Here is an 18,205-nt window from a genome sequence, read left to right as displayed (position 1 = left end):
GGCTAGTCTTCAGGTAGATGGCAGATATCCAGGTCCTGATACTTCATCATCTGCTGGGTCAGCCGCTCCATCACCTCGTTGATCGCCTGCCTGCGCGGCGCGCGCAGGCCTTCCATTTGTGCAAGGTATTCGCCATCGGTGAGGTTCTGACTGTTCTCGAAGAGCGCCTGCTGTTGACTGTCAAACGGCTCGGCAGCGCGCCTGAACGTCTCGGGAAACTGCTGTTTGAGATGGGCCTTCCAGAACGAGAGCTGGGCAATAAACCGCAAAAATACCGGCGACAGCTCGGCAATGAGGACTTGCTCATGCGCCCGCTCCAGGTTCTCGCTGGTCAAGTCAGCCAATGACCCGTAGCGCATGTGCTTGGGTTGCCCCGGCAACTGCAGGATCTTCGCCAAACCGACCCGATACGCCAGGCTGACCTCCAGCGGGTCTTCGCTGGCATGTTCGGCGGCGTAAGTGGCCGCAATCTTTTCCAGCTCACTGAGGCGAAACAAGCCGCGCCCCAGGGTCAGCAGCACCCCGGAGTTGCCTTGCCCACGGCCGGCCTGGCGCGTGGCGTTCGCCACGGCCTTGAGCACTTCGACCTGGCTGAAAATCTCTGTCGCGCCATCGACACAGTTCGCCGGATGGGCCACCAGTTGAAACACCTGCTCGCGCAACTCGACGCTGTCATGGGTCGCCTGCAGGACCTCCCAGACACGCCGGGTCATGTCCTCACGCACGTAACGGCTGTCGGCGGCGCCGGAGAGTTGCGCCAACAACGTCATCAGCGGCACCGATTCCGGATCGTCGCGCAAGTTGGCCCAGATCGCCCGCTTGCCGGCATCGGCGGCCGCTACCTCGTCCGGCAGCCAGGTCCGCCTGGCCTTCAACTCGGTGAAACGTGACTGATCGTCCTCCACATAGCCCATGCCAATGCCCACTGCATCGCGGTAGCGAATCAGCGCCGTCATTGTCGTCGAGGACAATGGGTTGCCACCCAGATTGATCGCCTGGCTGTACCTGCGTGTCGACGCAAACAACCAGTCGGGCAATACCGTGATCCAGTTGCTGCGCAGGTCGACCTGTTCCAGATGGGCCAGGCGTGCGATCCCGACGGGCAGGTCCACCAGCCTGGCGTCCTGCAGTAACAGGGTTTGCAAATCGCGCATGTTACTCACGTCCAGATGCGCCTCGATGGGGTTGTGGCTCAGGTCCAACAGACGCAGCGTGTGCATATCAGCCAGTTTTCGCTGGGTATACGTCGTCAGCGCCAGTTGATTGTGGGGCAAGGACAAACTGTTCAGTTCGGGCATCCGCGAGAGGTATTCCGGGAGCCGGCTCAGGCGGTTGCGGTCCAGGTTGAGGCGCCGCAGCCCCTTGAAGCACTTGAGGAAATACGCCACATCATCGCCCAGACGCATGTTTTTCAGGGACAGTTGCCGAACATGGTCAAAGCGGATTTCGGGGGGCAGGTTCGGCAATGCGCCCACGCGCATGCCATCCAATATCAGCCCCGGCACGGGCACTTGTTGATCGTCGAGGACAAAGCTCTGGCGGCGCCAGCAGGCTTCAATCCGCTCGGCCACTTGCTGGCGGCTCTCGCGGACATCCCCCATGCCCGGCTGCGCCGCCAGGTCGCCGACGTTGCTCTTCCAGTGTTTGAGGACCGTGCGCAGGCGTTCCAGGTCAGCCTGCAGACGGGCAACGGCCTTGGCTTGGGCCAGGGCATCGGTCCCCAGGCTGCGCAGCAACTCTGCTGCCTGTACGTCACTGAACAGCGGATAGATTTTGCGCACCTTGCGCACCAGAGGTGAAGCGAGCGGCAGCGGGCTGGTCGGAGAGTCCGCCATGCGGCAGGAGACCTCCTGTTCCAGTGGCTCGCCAGCCTTGTCGGAAAACGCTTCGCCCGCCACCACACGCTCGCTCTGCGCGCGGGCCGCCACCCTGCGGCGCAGCCTCCATCCACCTTCGCTCGGGTTCAGCGGGAGTTCCAGGGCGCTGCGCTGGGTGTCCGAGAGCGTTTGTATAATCGCCTCGAACAGCCCGTCGGAACCGGCCTGGGTCGGCCCCATACTGACGCCGTTGGCGTCGAACGGCGCAAAGCCCGCCGCAGAACTGACCACCACTCGACGTACGCTCGCGCCCTCCCTCGCACCCAGGGCCAACAGTGACCCGGTGGGCGAATCCTGGCGCAATTCGAGTTGCAACGCGCTATCCCAACCTTCGACGCGCGGCAGCATGCGCACCGCCACACACTGGGTGTCGAGACCAGCCAACTCCGGCTGCTCGAAACCGGCCAAAGCACGATCCAGGCGCTGTGTCTCCGCGCTCAAGCGCACCGCTTCTGCCAGGGCCATTGGCACCCGCTGATTGTCGCGCAGGGCTTGACGCTCAACGGAGGACGCCTGGGCCATCAGCTCGCGCATCACGCGGGTGGGCAGTTGCGGGCAGGCCTGACGCAGCGGCGCCCACTCCTCGGGCACTGGCCCGTCGTAGGCCTGATACAACTGTTCAAACAACGGTCTTCGATCAGCCTTGAGCTGTGCGAGCAATTGACGCGCCAACGCTGCGTGCTCCTCATGGGCAGACACGCCTTCACCCAACAGTCCGACCTTTTGTTGCGTATCCAGGCCTGAAAGCAACACGTCAAACACCCGCCCTTCACCCACGGCCTGCTCGCTGAGGCGCAATGCCTGAGCGGCCTCAAACGGGCCGGCGGCGGGATAACGCGCCGTGACGCCACCTTGAGCATCCAGCACCTCGAAATAACGACCTTGGGGCCAACCCGGCAGCAGCGGCAACGCGTGCATTTGCGCGGTCGCACTTTGCCCATTGCGGTACCCCCCGCGCTCCAACAGCCACACCAGGTCGCGAATCGACTGCTCCAACCGAAAACGCTCGTACAGATCACGAAAACGCGCCCCAAAGGGCAGGCATTCCTGCGCCAGGTGATACCCCCAGCGGTGGGGCTTGTCGATGATGTCGTTAACCAGCCGCAGCTTGCGCGAGTCCAATGCGGGGTGACGACTGCTCGGCTCCAGGCGAGAAAACAAATAGTCCTGATCTTCCCACTCCTCGGGATCTTCGAATGAAAAACGCCAGGCCCCCTCACCGTTGTGCAGCATCACCGGACGATAGGCCGTCTGCCGCGTACGGTGGCTGGCCCGCCACAGTCCCTGCTGCGGCTCATAGGTCACCTGATGCAGGTTGTCGCCGACTTTGACGTATGAGCGAGCGCCCACCTGGTAGAGGCCTTGCGCGTCGGCAGCCACGTCGTCGATCAGGTGATGATCGTGGGAATACTGTCCGATGTCAGGCCGCCACAACCGTGGCTGCCCATCCCTCGAACGCACCGCTTCCAACGTTTTGAAGTAACCGGCATAGCTTTGTCGGGTGCGCTTGAAAACCTTGCCCACCACCTTGGCCCCCGCGGCGAACAACACCATTGACGTGATGTCCTGCGCCACGGCCACCAACTGTCCGAGCGCCTCCTCCTTGTCGCCACGGCGCCAGTCCTCGATACCGTCGTACACCTCGCCGAGCATCTGTCCCACCGCCACGCTGGTCATCAACAGGCCCAATGCCGGGACTATAAAACCAGCAAGGTTGAGCAACGTCAGCCCGGCGTCCAGATACTCTTGCAGACGCTGTTTGCGCACCTGCTCGTCGACATCCACCACCGGGACCGCCAGGGTGCGGGCGTCGATTTGCAGCTTGCCCGCATAGGTCGCAAAAAAGTGCTGCGCCAGGCTAGTGGTGATGGCCCTGGCCTCCAACACGCCCAAGGTACGGTGCTGGTCAAAACGGCTGAAAAAACCGACTCGGTCTATTTCGCCCAGGTAACGCGCAAAGAACGTGCGGTAGGTGCTGACTTCCAGCTTCAAATCCAGGTAGACCTTGAAATCGTTGAGCGATGGGTACTCAAAAAACGGTCGCCCCGGTTCATTGGGCATGTACACCACACAGGGCTCCTGCGGGTAATCGGCAATTGGCCAGCCGGAAAACACCAGCACGCTCCACAGGCAGCAATCCAGCGCATTCAAGCCTTGCCAGATGACCTGGCGCCCTTGAAACAACAGACCCCTGGCCTGCTCAGGATCCATCTTCCGATCCAGCAGTGTGCGTAACAGGTCATAGGTCTCGCGGGTGATATCGCCACGCATGCAGGCAATGTGCGCGTCGATTTTCACATCCAGGGTTTTCATCCAACCGATGTCGAGCGCTACACCATTGAGGTAGGCGTCATCGCCCGGCGCGCCAGCGTCAAGGTTGAACACGTCACTGATGTGCTGCTGATACAAGCCGCCTACATCAAGGTCGCGACAGCCCTTGGCAAATGCCTGCACGGAGACGGGGATCACCCCACCTGAGGCTGAGCCGAATTGCAGCCGCGACTGCTGTGGAAAATGCGCCTCTTGCGTCTCGTCCTCGGTAAAGTTCTGCAGGGCCATGTGCAGCAGGGTCTGCTGTTCCAGCTTGATGGTCCTGACATAATCCAGCGGCAGGACTTCTTTCTGGTATTCATAGAAGGCCCGCACGAACAGGTCCTTCTGCGGTTCAATCGTGACCTGCCAGTGCTTCTGGCAGTAAGCCTTCAATTGCGCACTGCAAAACTCATCCAGGGAGCGTAATGGGAGCAAGCGTCCGGCGACTGCGGCCCTGGCCTCATCAATCTGCGCCGCGTCCCGTTCCAGTGCCTCCAGTACACCTTTGGGCGCGTTTATCATCCAGCCCGGCAGGCGCTTTTGCAGGACCTCGGCCTTGGGCAGGTCGCTGGTGATTTCCAGCAGCGCGGCTTGCAACTGGCGCTGCGTCAATTGGGTGCATGTCTTGGTCAAATCATCCTGGTCCGGCATCTGCAATATCCCTTATTGCCCATTAATCAGTCATTCACCATACCCCGACGCAAGCCTTTGAATTTACGCAGATAGTTGATCGTTACCCGGACCAATTCGGGCATTTTTTGCATGCAAGTATCAGCGGGCTACCACCCCCGCCCAGCGCGGATCGGTCGCCACCGCCACGATCGGCTAGAATGGCCGCCTTGCCTTTGCCGAGTTGCCCATGAACCCCGTATCGCCACATGCCCAACTTGACTGGGACGACCAGGGACGCCCGCGTTCGCGGGTCTTCGACGACGTGTACTTCTCCGATCAGTCGGGCCTGGACGAAACCCGTTATGTGTTCCTTGAACAGAACCACCTGCAACAGCGCTTTGCCGCGCTTCCCGTGGGCGGACGATTGGTGATTGGCGAGACCGGCTTTGGTACCGGGTTGAATTTCCTGTGTGCCTGGCAGTTGTTTGATCAGCACGCCGTGCCCGGCGCCCGCCTGCACTTTGTCAGCGTGGAGAAGTACCCCCTGAGCCACGCCGACCTGCAACGTGCTCTGGCCCTGTGGCCAGAACTCAAGCCCTGGGCCGAGCAGTTACTGGCGCAGTATGTCGCCATCCACCAGGGCTTCCAGCGTCTGGTGCTGGACAATGGCCGCGTCACCCTGACCCTGTTGATCGGTGATGCTCTGGAGCAGCTACCGCAACTGGATGCGCAGATCGACGCGTGGTTTCTCGACGGTTTCGCCCCGGCGAAAAACCCCGACATGTGGACCGCCGAGCTGTTTGCCGAGTTGGCACGCCTGGCCGCGCCGGGCTCGACCATCAGCACCTTCACCAGCACCGGCTGGGTGCGGCGCCTGATCAACGCTGCCGGGTTCAAGATGAAGCGCACGCCGGGGATTGGCCACAAGTGGGAAATCCTGCGCGGCGAGTTCCTTGGCTGGCCGGCGGAGACACCCGCGCCGGCTGCCATCAAACCCTGGTTCGCGCGACCACCTGCATTTAACGGCGAGCGCCGCGCCCTGGTGATCGGCGGCGGCCTCGCCGGTTGCGCCAGCGCGGCCAGCCTAGCGGCGCGCGGCTGGCAGGTCAGCCTGTTGGAACGCCACGCCGGCTTGGCCGAAGAGGCATCGGGCAACCCGCAAGGCGTGCTGTACCTCAAGCTATCGGCCCACGGCACAGCGTTGTCGCAGATGATCGTCAGTGGCTTCGGCCACACCCGGCGCTTGTTGGAGCAGCTGCAACGCGGGGTGGATTGGGACGGCTGCGGCGTGCTGCAACTGGCCTTCAATGCCAAGGAAACCGAACGCCAGGCGCAATTGGCGCAGGCGTTTGCACCAGACCTGCTGCATCTGCTGGACAAGGATCAGGCCCAGGTCCGGGCCGGCATCGCGCTGCAAACCGGCGGGCTGTTTTTCCCTGAAGGTGGCTGGGTGCATCCGCCCGCACTGTGCCAGTGGCAAGCCACACAACCGGGTGTTGAGTTGCTGACCCATCGTGACGTACTGCAACTGCGCAAAGTCGACGACCACTGGCAGGCCTGGGACGGTGAAACCCTGCTGGCCAGCGCGCCGGTGGTGGTGCTGGCGGGCGCCGCCGATGTCACGCGGTTTGCCGCCTGTGCGGAGCTGCCACTCAAACGCATCCGCGGGCAGATCACGCGCCTGCCGCAAACCGCCGCCAGCGCAGCGCTGAGCAGTGTGGTGTGCGCCGAAGGCTACGTGGCACCGGCTCGCCTGGGCGAACATACCCTGGGCGCCAGCTTTGATTTCAAAAGCCTGGACCTCACGCCCACCGCCGCCGAGCACGCGGGCAACCTGGCGCTGCTGCACGAGATCTCCCCAGACCTGGTACAGCGCCTGCACGCCGACGCCCTCCCGGCCGAGGACCTTGAGGGTCGCGCCGCCTTCCGCTGCACCAGCCCCGACTACCTGCCGATTGTCGGCCCGCTGGCAGACAGCGCACCGTTCGCCCACACCTACGCCGCGCTGCGCAAGGACGCCCGCCACGTGCCGCAGGCGCCGTGCCCGTGGCTCGACGGCCTGTACGTCAACAGCGGCCACGGTTCGCGCGGGTTGATTACCGCACCGCTATGCGGCGAGCTGCTCGCCGCCTGGCTGCACGACGAGCCGCTGCCACTGCCGCGCAGCGTGGCCGAGGCGTGTCACCCCAATCGCTTCGCGGTGCGCGCGCTGGTGCGCAGCAACGTGAACACGCCCGCGCGCTGATCGCCGCGCGCAAGCGCGTGTCATCGACGGCCGCCTGCAGCACGCGCCGGACCCTGTGCGTCATGTCTTCACGGGCATTCATGGAGTCCGCCGTGCCACCCAGCTCCGAGAGCAGCTTGAACAGGCCATCCGAACCCGGTTCATCCCTAAGTCCCTACCAGGTGGAGGTGCTGCGCGAATCGCGCGGCAAGCGCTCGTCCAGCCACAATTAGCGGGCTTTCTGCTCGTTGAGGCGGGTGATGTCGTCTTCCAGGAAGCCCATGCCCACGCCCACGCTAAACCGGCGATGTCGGACAAAAGCGGTATAAAAACCCCGCTTGCTGCGCTGCGGTTTTGCGTAGGCGCCTGGCTGATGCGCGACCTACGGCCTTTTGCCTTATAACAGATTGATCTAAAACTCCGCCGATGCACCCCGGTCAGTTTCTGGGTACCCGCCATTTGTGCGCGGTGACCTTTTCTCTCCCCAACGGAAAAACCGGTAAGGAATTTATGTGCGGATTAGCTGGCGAGTTACGTTTCGATCACCAACCTGCCGACCTGGCAGCGGTGGAGCGAATCACCCATCACTTGGCGCCACGCGGCCCTGACGCGTGGGGCTTCCATGCCCAAGGGCCGATTGCCCTGGGCCATCGACGCCTGAAAATCATGGACCTGTCGGACGGCTCCGCCCAACCGATGGTCGACGCCCAATTGGGCCTGTCCCTGGCGTTCAACGGCGCGATTTATAACTTTCCGGAATTGCGTGAAGAGCTGGAAGCCCTTGGCTACGCCTTCTATTCCGGTGGTGACACCGAAGTGCTGCTCAAGGGTTACCACGCCTGGGGCGAAGCGCTGCTGCCCAAGCTCAATGGCATGTTCGCCTTCGCCATCTGGGAACGCGACGCCCAGCGCCTGTTCATCGCCCGTGACCGTCTCGGCGTAAAACCCCTGTACCTGTCGCGCACCGGTCAACGCCTGCGCTTTGCCTCAGCATTGCCGGCGCTGCTCAAGGGCGGCGATATCAACCCGATCCTCGATCCGGTAGCGCTCAATCACTACCTGAACTTCCACGCCGTGGTGCCGGCGCCGCGCACCTTGCTGGCAGGCATCGAAAAACTGCCGCCAGCGAGCTGGATGCGCATCGACGCCAATGGCAACACCGAACAGAAAACCTGGTGGACGCTGCCATACGGTCCCCATGAGGACGAGAAAAACCTCACGCTGGAAGACTGGACCGACCGCGTACTCGACAGCACCCGCGAAGCCGTGGCGATCCGTCAACGTGCTGCCGTGGATGTCGGCGTATTGCTCTCCGGCGGTGTGGATTCAAGCATGCTCGTTGGCCTGCTGCGCGAAGTCGGCGTGCAGGATCTGTCCACCTTCTCCATCGGTTTTGAAGACGCCGGTGGCGAGGCCGGCAACGAGTTCCAATACTCCGACCTGATCGCCAAGCACTACGGCACCCGTCATCACCAATTGCGCATCGCCGAAAGCGAGATCATCGATCAACTCCCGGCCGCCTTCCGCGCCATGAGTGAACCGATGGTCAGCCACGACTGTATCGCCTTCTACCTGCTGTCGCGGGAAGTGGCCAAGCATTGCAAAGTGGTGCAGAGCGGCCAGGGCGCCGACGAACTGTTCGCCGGTTACCACTGGTACCCGCATGTCGACGGCGCCAGCGACCCGTATGCCGCCTACCGCGAGGCGTTCTTCGACCGCAGCTACGACGACTATGCCGCCACCGTCGCGCCCAAATGGCTGACCGCCAACGACGCCGCCGGCGACTTCGTACGCGAACATTTCGCCATGCCCGGCGCCGATGCGGCGGTGGACAAGGCTTTGCGCCTGGACAGCACGGTGATGCTGGTGGACGACCCGGTCAAACGCGTCGACAACATGACCATGGCCTGGGGCCTCGAAGCGCGCACGCCGTTCCTGGATTACCGACTGGTGGAACTGTCGGCACGCGTCCCGGGCAAGTTCAAGTTGCCCGACGGCGGCAAGCAAGTGCTCAAAGAGGCGGCACGCCGAGTGATTCCGAGCGAAGTCATCGACCGCAAGAAAGGTTACTTCCCGGTGCCCGGCCTCAAGCATCTGCAAGGCGACACTCTCAACTGGGTGCGTGAATTGCTGCTGGACCCGAGCCAGGATCGCGGCCTGTTCAACCCGGCCATGCTTGACCGCTTGCTGACCGACCCCCAAGGCCAATTGACCCCGTTGCGCGGCTCCAAGCTGTGGCAATTGGCAGCGCTGAACCTGTGGCTCAGCGAACAAGGAATCTGATTGATGAAACCCCACGCAGCGGCTTACAGCCAACGCTTGCTGAAGGGCCAGGCGCCAACCTACGAGCGCCTACAAGCCCGACTCGCCGAAGATGGCAGCCCGCTGGCCGCCGAGCCCATTGCCGTGCATTGCGGCTGGGGCCGGCTATTGATCGGCCACACGTTTCCGGACCCGGCGAGCCTGGCGGGGGAACTGCTCAACGAACAACCCGGCGAACGCGACATCGCGCTGTATGTGGCCGCGCCGCAGCAGATCCTCGGGATTGATCCGCAGCAGTTGTTCCTCGATCCCTCGGACACTTTGCGCCTGTGGTTCACTGACTACCGCCCCGCCACCCGGGTGTTTCGCGGCTTTCGTATTCGCCGCGTGCAGACCGAGGCCGACTGGTTGGCGGTCAACCAGTTGTACCAGTGCCGTGGCATGTTGCCGGTTGACGCCGAGCGCCTGACGCCGCGCCATCAAGGCGGCCCGGTGTACTGGCTGGCCGAGGACGAAGACAGCGGCGCAGTGATCGGCAGCGTGATGGGCCTCAACCATCAAAAGGCTTTTCACGACCCGGAAAACGGCTGCAGCCTGTGGTGCCTGGCGGTCGACCCGCAGTGCACGCGCCCCGGTGTGGGCGAGGTGTTGGTACGCCACTTGGTGGAACACTTTATGAGCCGGGGCCTGAGTTACCTCGACCTGTCGGTGCTGCACAACAACCGCCAGGCCAAGAGCCTCTATGCCAAGCTCGGGTTCCGCGCGCTGACCACCTTTGCGATCAAACGCAAGAACGGCATCAACCAGCCGCTGTTCCTCGGCCCTGGCCCGCAGGCGGGGTTCAATCCCTATGCGCGGATCATTGTCGAAGAAGCACACCGGCGCGGTATTGATGTGCAGGTGGATGACGCCGACGCCGGTTTGTTCACCCTCAGCCATGGCGGGCGGCGCGTGCGTTGTCGTGAGTCTTTGAGCGACCTGACCAGCGCGATCAGCATGACGTTGTGCCAGGACAAGAGCCTGACCCACAAGGCGCTTAAAGCCGCCGGTTTGAAGCTGCCGTCGCAACAATTAGCGGGCAGTGCTGATGACAATCTGGAATTCCTCGATGAACACCAGCGCATCGTCGTCAAGCCCCTGGATGGCGAGCAAGGCCAGGGCGTGGCGGTGGATCTGCACAGTATCGAAGAAGTGCAGCAGGCCATTGAGGCTGCGCGCCAATTTGACAGCCGCGTGCTGCTGGAAAGTTTTCATGAAGGGTTGGATTTGCGCATCCTGGTGATCGGTTTCGAGGTGGTCGCCGCCGCTATCCGCCGCCCTGCTGAAGTCACCGGTGACGGCCAGCACTCCATCGGCGCGCTGATTGAAGCGCAGAGCCGACGACGTCAAGCGGCGACCGACGGCGAGAGCAAAATCCCGCTGGACGCGGAAACCGAACGCACCCTGCACGCCGCCGGTTATGACTACAGCAGTGTCCTGCCCCGTGGCCAGACACTCGCCGTGCGCCGCACCGCCAACCTGCACACCGGCGGTTGCCTGGAAGACGTCACCGCGATCCTGCACCCGACCCTGGTCGACGCCGCCGTGCGCGCCGCCCGTGCCCTCGACATTCCCATGGTCGGTCTGGACCTGATGGTGCCCGCTGCCGATCAACCTGAGTACGTGTTTATCGAAGCCAACGAGCGGGCCGGATTGGCCAACCATGAACCGCAACCAACGGCAGAGAAGTTTGTGGACCTGTTATTTCCCCATAGCCAGCCGACGGCTCAATAACCCTGTGGTGAGCGGGCTTGCCGCGCGGGGCTGCGAACCAGCCCCAAAACCTGCCAATGAGTGTTGACTCGAAGCGCGCGTTGCCTGGACTAGGGGCTGCTTCGCAGCCCAGCGCAGGTCAAGCCCGCTCACCACAAAAAGCCCGCTCGCCACTACAGCCCCACGGGTTGCCCTTATTTCATCAGGAGTCTTTATGAGCCGAACCATCCCCGAACCGGATCTCAACTACCTGCAAAAAGTGCTGTTGGAAATGCTCGCCATTCCCAGCCCTACCGGCTTTACCGACACCATCGTGCGCTACGTCGCCGAGCGCCTCGAAGAGCTGGGTATCCCGTTTGAAATGACCCGCCGCGGCACCATCCGCGCAACCCTCAAGGGCCAGAAAAACAGCCCCGACCGTGCTGTGTCGGCGCACTTGGACACCATTGGCGCCGCCGTGCGTGCGATCAAGGACAACGGCCGCCTGACCCTGGCGCCAGTAGGCTGCTGGTCCAGCCGTTTTGCCGAAGGCAGCCGCGTCAGCCTGTTCACCGACAACGGTGTGATTCGCGGCAGCGTGTTGCCGCTGATGGCCTCCGGGCATGCGTTCAACACCGCCGTGGATGAAATGCCGGTGAGCTGGGACCACGTAGAGCTGCGCCTGGACGCTTACTGCGCAACCCGCGCCGACTGCGACTCCCTCGGGATCAGCGTCGGTGACTACGTTGCCTTTGACCCGCTGCCCGAGTTCACCGAGAGCGGGCATATCAGCGCACGCCACCTGGACGATAAAGCGGGCGTCGCCGCCCTACTCGCCGCGCTCAAGGCCATCGTCGACAGCGGCGAGCCGTTGCTGATCGACTGCCATCCGCTGTTCACCATCACCGAAGAAACCGGCAGCGGTGCGGCGGCAGCCCTGCCGTGGGATGTGAGTGAGTTTGTCGGCATCGACATCGCCCCGGTCGCCCCCGGCCAGCACTCCAGCGAACATGCGGTGAGTGTAGCGATGCAGGATTCCGGCGGGCCGTACGACTACCACCTGTCCCGTCACCTGCTGCGCCTTGCATCGGAAAATGACCTGCCAGTGCGCCGCGATCTGTTCCGTTATTACTTCAGCGATGCACACTCGGCGGTGACGGCCGGGCACGATATCCGTACAGCGCTGCTGGCGTTTGGTTGCGACGCGACCCACGGCTACGAGCGCACCCATATCGACAGCCTGGCGGCGCTGAGCCGCTTGCTCGGCGCGTACATCCTCAGCCCGCCGGTCTTTGCCAGCGACGCGCAGCCGGCCCAGGGTTCACTGGACCGCTTCAGTCATCAAATCGAGCATGAAACACAGATGGAAAGCGACACGCGCGTGCCGTCGGTGGACAGTCTGGTGGGCAACAAGTCCTCAGGCGAGTAACAGCCACTGCTGGCAACCCGGGTCCCGGCACAGTAGCATCGCCGGGATTCTCTATCTGAGGCTTGTATGCTGATTCCCTACGACGCTCTTGAAGTCGACACCCTGACCCGCCTGATCGAAGACTTCGTGACCCGCGACGGCACCGACAATGGCGACGACACGCCCCTGGAAACCCGCGTGCTGCGCGTGCGCCAAGCGCTCACCAAGGGCCAGGCCCTGATCGTGTTCGACCCGGAAAGCGAGCAATGCCAGTTGATGCTCAAGCACGATGTGCCCAAGCATCTGTTCGACTGAGGGTGTTCTAGGGGTTGGTGGCGGGTTGGGGTTGAGTGGCTTGGCGTTCGAGCATTTTCTGATGCACCTCGGCGCGGTGCACATTGATCCCCGCTGGTGCGGCGATGCCGAATTTCACTTGGTCGCCGTTCAGTTCCAGGATGCGCACGGTGATCTCATCACCGATGGAGATGATTTCGCCTACAGCGCGGCTTAAGACCAGCATGGCGTTTGTCCTTTTGGAGTGACAGGACCTCGACCATGCGCGCAGAAGTTTGATGCAGCAATGGCACGCAGCTAAATCAGGCAACACCTACACCAGTAGGTAATTTGCCTGACAGACCAACACCTGATTAGCCTTTAACAGCCTGTGCCTTGGCGCGCATCTTGTCGGCCATGGTAGTCATTTCGTCGTAGAGCAATTGCGGATTCTTCTGCTTCAACGCCCAGGCCATCCGGCCCTGCTCGTGGGGCAAGATCATGAATTCCCCTTCGGCGACACGCTGATAGATGTAATCGGCAATATCCGCCGCCGAGATCGGCGAACTCTCCAACAACTTGCCCACCTGGGCCTTCATCGCCGGCGTCGGCCCACGGAACGAGTCCAGCAGGTTGGTCTGGAAGAACGACGGGCATACCACATGCACGCCGACTTCCTGCTGCTTGAGCTCCACCAGCAGGCTTTCCGACAGCGCCACCACACCGGCCTTGGCTACGTTGTAGTTGCTCATGGCCGGCCCTTGCATCAGCGCCGCCATAGAGGCGATGTTGATGATGCGGCCCTTGCTCTTTTCCAGCAGCGGCAGGAACGCCTTGCAGCCTTTGACCACGCCCATCAGATTGATCGCAATCTGCCAGTCCCAATCCTCCAGGGACAGTTCGGCAAAGAAACCACCCGAGGCGACGCCAGCATTATTGACGATCACATCGATGCCCCCCAGCTTCACTTCGCACGCCTGGGCAAACGCGGTGAGCTGGCTGTAGTCGCGCACGTCGCAACGTTGGGTAAAGCCATCGCCCCCGGCCTCGCGCACGAGCTTGAGGGTTTCCTGCAAGCCTGGCTCGCTGACATCCGACAAGGCCAACTGCCAGCCCTCGCGGGCCCAGCGCAGAGCGATTTCACGACCCAGGCCGGACCCGGCGCCAGTGATCATCATGCGATTTTGCATAGGAAGCTGCCTTGTGGTTCACAGAAGAAGTGATCGGCAGTGTAGCGAAGGTTTTTCCTGCACCCACGCACCATCAGATTGATGAATGCCCCAGGCAAACCTTGGGCCGGGTCGGATGCCTGCGCACAGCCTAAGTTCAATCTTTTTCAACTAGTACGACGCAGCTGCGAGCGCATTAAAAGAAATAAGCGTGTTTGCAAAATGCTTTAAAAAAACACGGAATTTTATGCGAAGCGCAGGAGTCGGAGTTGTTAAGGCGTTCGTAATTAAACCTGCGGTCGTAACGTTAAATCATCAGTCCTTGCACAAGGCCTATAAGGAAATAAAACCATGAGCCTCATTCTAATCATCATCCTGATCCTGCTGCTGGTCGGTGGTCTGCCAGTCTTCCCGCACTCCCGCAACTGGGGCTATGGCCCGTCGGGTATCCTGGGTGTTGTTCTGGTTGTCCTGCTGGTGTTGTTGTTGCTCGGCCGGATATAAAAACCGCATAAAAAAAGAGGCCTGAAAAGGCCTCTTTTTTATTGCCGGTTAATTAGTCCGGCTTGCCGTCAACTACGCCGGCGGTGTTATCCAACAGGCTCTTGGTGGCCGTCTGCAGGAAAGACTCAAGTTTCTGCTTCAACGCAGCCTCGTCCGGCGATTCAGGAATCACCTTACCGGTCGGGTTAGCGCCCAGTTCGTATTCCCACAACTTCGGCGGCATCTCCTTAGGCAGAACAAGGATGCGGTCTGCGGTGACCAAGGCCACGGTCTGGTCGCTGCCCGAAGGCTTGATCACGCCAAAGCCTTTGTCGCCTTCCGGCAGGTTCAGCAGATCACGACCCCAGCACTGGTGCAGGGTGTCGCCACCGAGGCGGCCCATAATGGTCGGCACGATGTCGATCTGGGTGCCCACGGTGTGGTCACGCTCGCCGAACTTCTCCTGCATGCCCGGTGCAATCATCAGCATCGGCACGTTGAAGCGGCCCAAGTCCATCTCGGTGATCTGCTGTTCGTTGCCGAAGCCGTGGTCGCCCACGATTACAAACAGGGTTTCCTTAAAGTACGGCTCCTTGCGGGCCTTTTCAAAGAACTGGCCCAGGGCCCAGTCGGAGTAACGCATGGCCGTCAAATGCTCGTTGAGGCTGCCACGGTCAGTGACTTTCTCGACCGGCAATGGCGTCGGCAACGCGTACGGCGTGTGGTTGGACAGGGTTTGCAGCAGTGCGTAGAACGGCTTGCCGCCTTCGCGGGCTTTCAACTCTTGCAGGCCACGGTTGAACATGTCCTGGTCGGACACGCCCCACGTCGGATCAGAGAACACAGGGTCGACGAAGTCGTTGCGGCCAATGAAGTTGGTCATACCCTGGTTGCTAAAGAAGCCCGACTGGTTGTCCCAGGCGAAGTCGCCGTTGTAGACATACACGTCGTCAAACTGACGCGCGCTGAGCAACTGCGGCAGGCCCGACAGCTTGTGGCTGCCTTCCGGTGTCTGCATCAGGTATTCAAAGCCTGGCAGGTTCGGGAAGCAGGCCATGGTGGCGAACATACCCTGGTGGGTGTGAGTGCCGTTGGAGAAGAAGCGGTCGAACAGCAGGCCTTCCTTGGACAGTTTGTCGAAGGATGGCGTGATGTTGCCCGGACGACCCAATGCGCCTACCGAGTGACCGGCGAAGCTTTCCATCAGGATGACCACGACGTTCTTGATCGGCAGGGTCTTCTCGGCCGGCGGCATGTAGTCACGGCGCACGGCGGCGGTGTCGGTATCGACCAGTTTCTCTTGGGGCAATACCAGCATGTCGCGCACGGTCTGGGTCGCCAACGGCTGATCCAGAGTGGCCTTCCAGATATTGGCGCGGTCTTCACCGAACCGAGCCTTGGCCGCCGCGATCAGCGACAAGGTGCCATTGAGGCCCAACTGGTTGGCGAAGTTCGAATCGGTGGTGTACACGTCGCCCCAGCGCAGCGGCGGGCCCTGACGCAGAGTGCCACGGGCGGCAACCACAGCGATCAGCAGGCAGACCACGAACACCGCGATGCGGCTGTACCACGGCGCGACCTGGCGGGTGCCGATACTGCCACCGCTGAATGGGCCGCGTGGGCGCGTCGCGCGATCAGCGCCTTTGAAGGCGATGCTCAGGATCAGCGTGCCTACGGCCCAGGCCAGCAGGTAGCGCACCACCGGAAAACCGTACCAGAGCATGCTCATCACGGTTTTCGGGTCTTCCTTCACGTACTGGAAAACCAGGCCGTTGAGGCGCTGGTGGAACTCGCGGTAGAAGTCCATCTCCATCAAGCCCAGGAACAGGGCGATGCTGGACGCAATGGTCAGCCAGAAACGGAAGAACCCACGCGCGGCCATGGCCCGTACGCTGAACAGTGCCAGCAGCAGCGGGATCAGCAGATACACCACCAGGCGTATGTCAAAACGCAGGCCGTTGGCGAACGCTTCCAAGAAGGTCGAGGCCGGGGTGTCGAGGATCATCTCGCGGTTGTACACCAGCAGCGCCAGGCGCAGCAGGGAGAACATCACCATCATGACCAGTGCGCAGAGCAGCGTGTATGCCAGATGGGATTTGACGGTCGGTTGCAGCAGGCGATTAGAAGCTCGCTGCTGACTCAGGGCGTCCGGGTTTGCCATGTCGTTTCAGGACCCATTGGAAGTTTAAGTGACGAAATATCGCGGTGGCGCGAATGGTGCCCGATCAATCACAGCAAGGCTATTAATTACTGAACGTGCACCGCTGCACCGCCTTTAATAGCAGGCAGAAAAAGCCGGAGAATTGTCTTGGATGGGTTGTGAAAATTCTGTACAGCGAATATTTCGATACAAAAATCACACAGGCATCCTGAAACGAAATGTGGGAGGGGACTGACTCCCGATCGCGATGTGTCAGTGCCAGATGAGTGGCTGATACACCGCTATCGGGAGAAGCTCCCTCCCACATTTACTGTGCCCACTCCAGACGGAGTGAAGCGATCAAATCCGCACGTTACCCCGTGGCCCGGCAATCGCCCAGATGATCAGGCCCAGGACCGGCAGCAGCAGGATCAACAGGATCCACAACACCTTGGCGCCAGTGCTCGCGCCGCTTTTAAACACATTGATGATCGCCCAGATATCCAGCGCGAGGATGATCAGCCCAATCAAGCCATTAAATGTGGAACCCATGGTGTCGCTCCTAAGTGAGGGCATGCACTTGTAGGATGGTCAGCCCTGGCAGGGGTTCCGTTTTATTTCAGACGTGGACCGCCACCTTCAGCGCTTCCAGGGACGGCTCCGCCTTGATACCGACTTCGGCGCACAGCTCCAGCACCCGAGGCAGGTCGTTGCCAAACACCAATACGGTCTGGATTTCGTCATCCAAGGGCAGGCTGAAATCAAGCAGCACATAGCCGCCATCCTCCGGGCTCAGGGCGCTCATCTGGATCTGAATGCGGTTCAGCGCGGTGAGGCCGTCAGCCTTGGCCAGTTGCTTGGGCTTGAGGTTGAACGCGACACCCGGACCGAACGAGGCGACGATCTGCGCAAACAGATCGCCATAGGTGTCGGCCTGGAACAGCACGGTCTCTGGCAGGCTGCCGACCACCACCCACTCCCCCAAAGGAATCGGGAAGGTGTCGTCGTAGTTGATGTCTGGGTTGGCTGCCAGAAATGCAGCAGGATCGGCGTAGGCCTGGGCAGCCTCATCGGCGATGCGCGCGACCTCGTCCTCGCCCATGACCCCGGCGCTGATTTTGCTGATAAGTTCGACGAGGGCGGTTTTCATGGGGCGATCCTGTAACGGGCTGGTTTTTGAGGGCGCAAAGCCTACACCAGTTTCTGCAACTGCGCCGCCGTATCCACCGCGCCCATGGTCTGGGCCGCTGCCAGCGCCGTCGCGCCCTGGGCATCTGTGGCCTTGGGGTTGGCGCCCTGACCAAGCAGGTAATCGACCATGTCGACGCGGTTGAACATCGCCGCCATCATCAGCGCGGTGCGACCGTCTGAGGACGCGGCTTCTACCGGCGTCCCACCCTCGATCAGCGCCTTGACCACCGGCAGGTTGCCCTTGAAGGCTGCACCGGCAATCGGCAGTTGGTTCTTGTCGTTCGCGATCAGTGGATCGGCCTTGAACTCCAGGAGCACTTTCACCGCCTCGGCGTGGCCGTGGTAGGCCGAGAGCATCAGCAGGGTGTCGCCATTGTGGTTGCGGAAATTGGCCGGCAAGCCTTTGGCCAACAGCGCGGCAAGCATGGCCGCGTCGCCGCGGCGGGCCACGTCGAAGACTTGCTCGGCAAATTCGGCGGCTTCGTCTTCGGTCATTTGTTTAGGCTGGTCGGACATGTGGGG

The 18,205-nt window shown here is 61.8% G+C and carries 13 protein-coding genes and 1 pseudogene; 6 read left to right on the top strand and 8 right to left on the bottom strand.

Annotated elements, in window-relative coordinates; all coding sequences use genetic code 11:
* Window positions 1-2: 2 nt before the first annotated feature.
* Window positions 3-4,841, bottom strand: a complete 4,839-nt coding sequence (locus CKW32_RS17140) for an NEL-type E3 ubiquitin ligase domain-containing protein (protein ID WP_095185476.1) — start codon at window positions 4,839-4,841, stop codon at window positions 3-5.
* Window positions 4,842-5,049: 208 nt separating this feature from the next.
* Between CKW32_RS17140 and mnmC the strand changes: the two genes are divergently transcribed.
* The gene (gene mnmC / locus CKW32_RS17135) at window positions 5,050-7,047 is read left to right on the top strand and encodes a bifunctional tRNA (5-methylaminomethyl-2-thiouridine)(34)-methyltransferase MnmD/FAD-dependent 5-carboxymethylaminomethyl-2-thiouridine(34) oxidoreductase MnmC (RefSeq protein ID WP_095185475.1); all 1,998 of its coding nucleotides are present in this window, start codon (window positions 5,050-5,052) and stop codon (window positions 7,045-7,047) included.
* Window positions 7,048-7,078: 31 nt separating this feature from the next.
* Here the strand turns inward: mnmC and CKW32_RS28850 are convergent.
* A pseudogene (locus tag CKW32_RS28850) lies at window positions 7,079-7,150 on the bottom strand (hypothetical protein); the annotation flags it as partial.
* Window positions 7,151-7,536: 386 nt separating this feature from the next.
* Between CKW32_RS28850 and CKW32_RS17125 the strand changes: the two are divergent.
* The 4 genes from CKW32_RS17125 (at window position 7,537) to CKW32_RS17110 (ending at window position 12,742) form a co-directional block, all read left to right on the top strand.
* Window positions 7,537-9,309, top strand: coding sequence for an N-acetylglutaminylglutamine amidotransferase (locus CKW32_RS17125; RefSeq protein WP_032888064.1), 1,773 nt, complete (start codon window positions 7,537-7,539; stop codon window positions 9,307-9,309).
* A gap of 3 nt (window positions 9,310-9,312) precedes the next feature.
* Window positions 9,313-11,061, top strand: a complete 1,749-nt coding sequence (gene ngg, locus CKW32_RS17120) for an N-acetylglutaminylglutamine synthetase (RefSeq protein ID WP_032888062.1) — start codon at window positions 9,313-9,315, stop codon at window positions 11,059-11,061.
* A 193-nt stretch (window positions 11,062-11,254) separates the two neighbouring features.
* Window positions 11,255-12,448: an osmoprotectant NAGGN system M42 family peptidase gene (locus tag CKW32_RS17115; RefSeq protein WP_032888060.1), complete on the top strand. Its 1,194-nt coding sequence runs from the start codon at window positions 11,255-11,257 to the stop codon at window positions 12,446-12,448.
* A 66-nt stretch (window positions 12,449-12,514) separates the two neighbouring features.
* On the top strand, window positions 12,515-12,742 hold the full coding sequence (locus tag CKW32_RS17110; RefSeq protein ID WP_003192759.1) for a YheU family protein: 228 nt from the start codon (window positions 12,515-12,517) through the stop codon (window positions 12,740-12,742).
* 7 nt (window positions 12,743-12,749) lie between these two features.
* Here CKW32_RS17110 and csrA read toward each other — a convergent pair whose 3' ends face one another.
* Window positions 12,750-12,947 carry a carbon storage regulator CsrA gene (gene csrA, locus CKW32_RS17105; protein ID WP_095185473.1) on the bottom strand — a complete coding sequence of 66 codons (198 nt, stop codon included), beginning with the start codon at window positions 12,945-12,947 and terminating at the stop codon, window positions 12,750-12,752.
* 127 nt (window positions 12,948-13,074) lie between these two features.
* Window positions 13,075-13,890: an SDR family oxidoreductase gene (locus CKW32_RS17100; RefSeq protein ID WP_032888057.1), complete on the bottom strand. Its 816-nt coding sequence runs from the start codon at window positions 13,888-13,890 to the stop codon at window positions 13,075-13,077.
* A gap of 330 nt (window positions 13,891-14,220) precedes the next feature.
* Between CKW32_RS17100 and CKW32_RS17095 the strand changes: the two genes are divergently transcribed.
* The gene (locus tag CKW32_RS17095; RefSeq protein WP_015885095.1) at window positions 14,221-14,373 is read left to right on the top strand and encodes a DUF3309 family protein; all 153 of its coding nucleotides are present in this window, start codon (window positions 14,221-14,223) and stop codon (window positions 14,371-14,373) included.
* 52 nt (window positions 14,374-14,425) lie between these two features.
* On the opposite strand, the gene CKW32_RS17090 is transcribed toward CKW32_RS17095, so the two are convergent.
* From CKW32_RS17090 to CKW32_RS17075, 4 genes are all read right to left on the bottom strand, one after another.
* Window positions 14,426-16,513, bottom strand: a complete 2,088-nt coding sequence (locus CKW32_RS17090) for an LTA synthase family protein (RefSeq protein ID WP_032888055.1) — start codon at window positions 16,511-16,513, stop codon at window positions 14,426-14,428.
* 339 nt (window positions 16,514-16,852) lie between these two features.
* Window positions 16,853-17,044 (bottom strand): PLDc N-terminal domain-containing protein, encoded by a 192-nt coding sequence (locus CKW32_RS17085; protein WP_003172956.1) that lies wholly within the window; start codon window positions 17,042-17,044, stop codon window positions 16,853-16,855.
* A 67-nt stretch (window positions 17,045-17,111) separates the two neighbouring features.
* Complete coding sequence (locus CKW32_RS17080) at window positions 17,112-17,642, bottom strand: hypothetical protein (protein WP_032888053.1); 531 nt, start codon at window positions 17,640-17,642, stop codon at window positions 17,112-17,114.
* 41 nt (window positions 17,643-17,683) lie between these two features.
* Window positions 17,684-18,199 (bottom strand): ankyrin repeat domain-containing protein, encoded by a 516-nt coding sequence (locus CKW32_RS17075; RefSeq protein ID WP_032888051.1) that lies wholly within the window; start codon window positions 18,197-18,199, stop codon window positions 17,684-17,686.
* Window positions 18,200-18,205 lie beyond the last annotated feature (6 nt).

The organism is Pseudomonas sp. Irchel 3H9, assembly GCF_900187495.1.
In the GTDB taxonomy this organism is placed as follows: Bacteria; Pseudomonadota; Gammaproteobacteria; order Pseudomonadales; family Pseudomonadaceae; genus Aquipseudomonas; species Aquipseudomonas sivasensis.
Note: the sequence above shows the minus strand (reverse complement) of the source record. Positions and strands in the feature narration are given on the sequence as shown.

Bases quoted from the DNA above. Each gene is read 5' to 3' on its own strand.
- CKW32_RS17115 (WP_032888060.1), top strand. From the start codon at position 11,255: ATGAGCCGAACCATCCCCGAACCGGATCTCAACTACCTGCAAAAAGTG.
- CKW32_RS17085 (WP_003172956.1), bottom strand. From the start codon at position 17,044: ATGGGTTCCACATTTAATGGCTTGATTGGGCTGATCATCCTCGCGCTG.
- CKW32_RS17080 (WP_032888053.1), bottom strand. From the start codon at position 17,642: ATGAAAACCGCCCTCGTCGAACTTATCAGCAAAATCAGCGCCGGGGTC.
- CKW32_RS17140 (WP_095185476.1), bottom strand. From the start codon at position 4,841: ATGCCGGACCAGGATGATTTGACCAAGACATGCACCCAATTGACGCAG.
- csrA (WP_095185473.1), bottom strand. From the start codon at position 12,947: ATGCTGGTCTTAAGCCGCGCTGTAGGCGAAATCATCTCCATCGGTGAT.
- CKW32_RS17100 (WP_032888057.1), bottom strand. From the start codon at position 13,890: ATGCAAAATCGCATGATGATCACTGGCGCCGGGTCCGGCCTGGGTCGT.
- CKW32_RS17075 (WP_032888051.1), bottom strand. From the start codon at position 18,199: ATGTCCGACCAGCCTAAACAAATGACCGAAGACGAAGCCGCCGAATTT.
- CKW32_RS17095 (WP_015885095.1), top strand. From the start codon at position 14,221: ATGAGCCTCATTCTAATCATCATCCTGATCCTGCTGCTGGTCGGTGGT.
- CKW32_RS17125 (WP_032888064.1), top strand. From the start codon at position 7,537: ATGTGCGGATTAGCTGGCGAGTTACGTTTCGATCACCAACCTGCCGAC.
- CKW32_RS17110 (WP_003192759.1), top strand. From the start codon at position 12,515: ATGCTGATTCCCTACGACGCTCTTGAAGTCGACACCCTGACCCGCCTG.
- CKW32_RS17090 (WP_032888055.1), bottom strand. From the start codon at position 16,513: ATGGCAAACCCGGACGCCCTGAGTCAGCAGCGAGCTTCTAATCGCCTG.
- mnmC (WP_095185475.1), top strand. From the start codon at position 5,050: ATGAACCCCGTATCGCCACATGCCCAACTTGACTGGGACGACCAGGGA.
- ngg (WP_032888062.1), top strand. From the start codon at position 9,313: ATGAAACCCCACGCAGCGGCTTACAGCCAACGCTTGCTGAAGGGCCAG.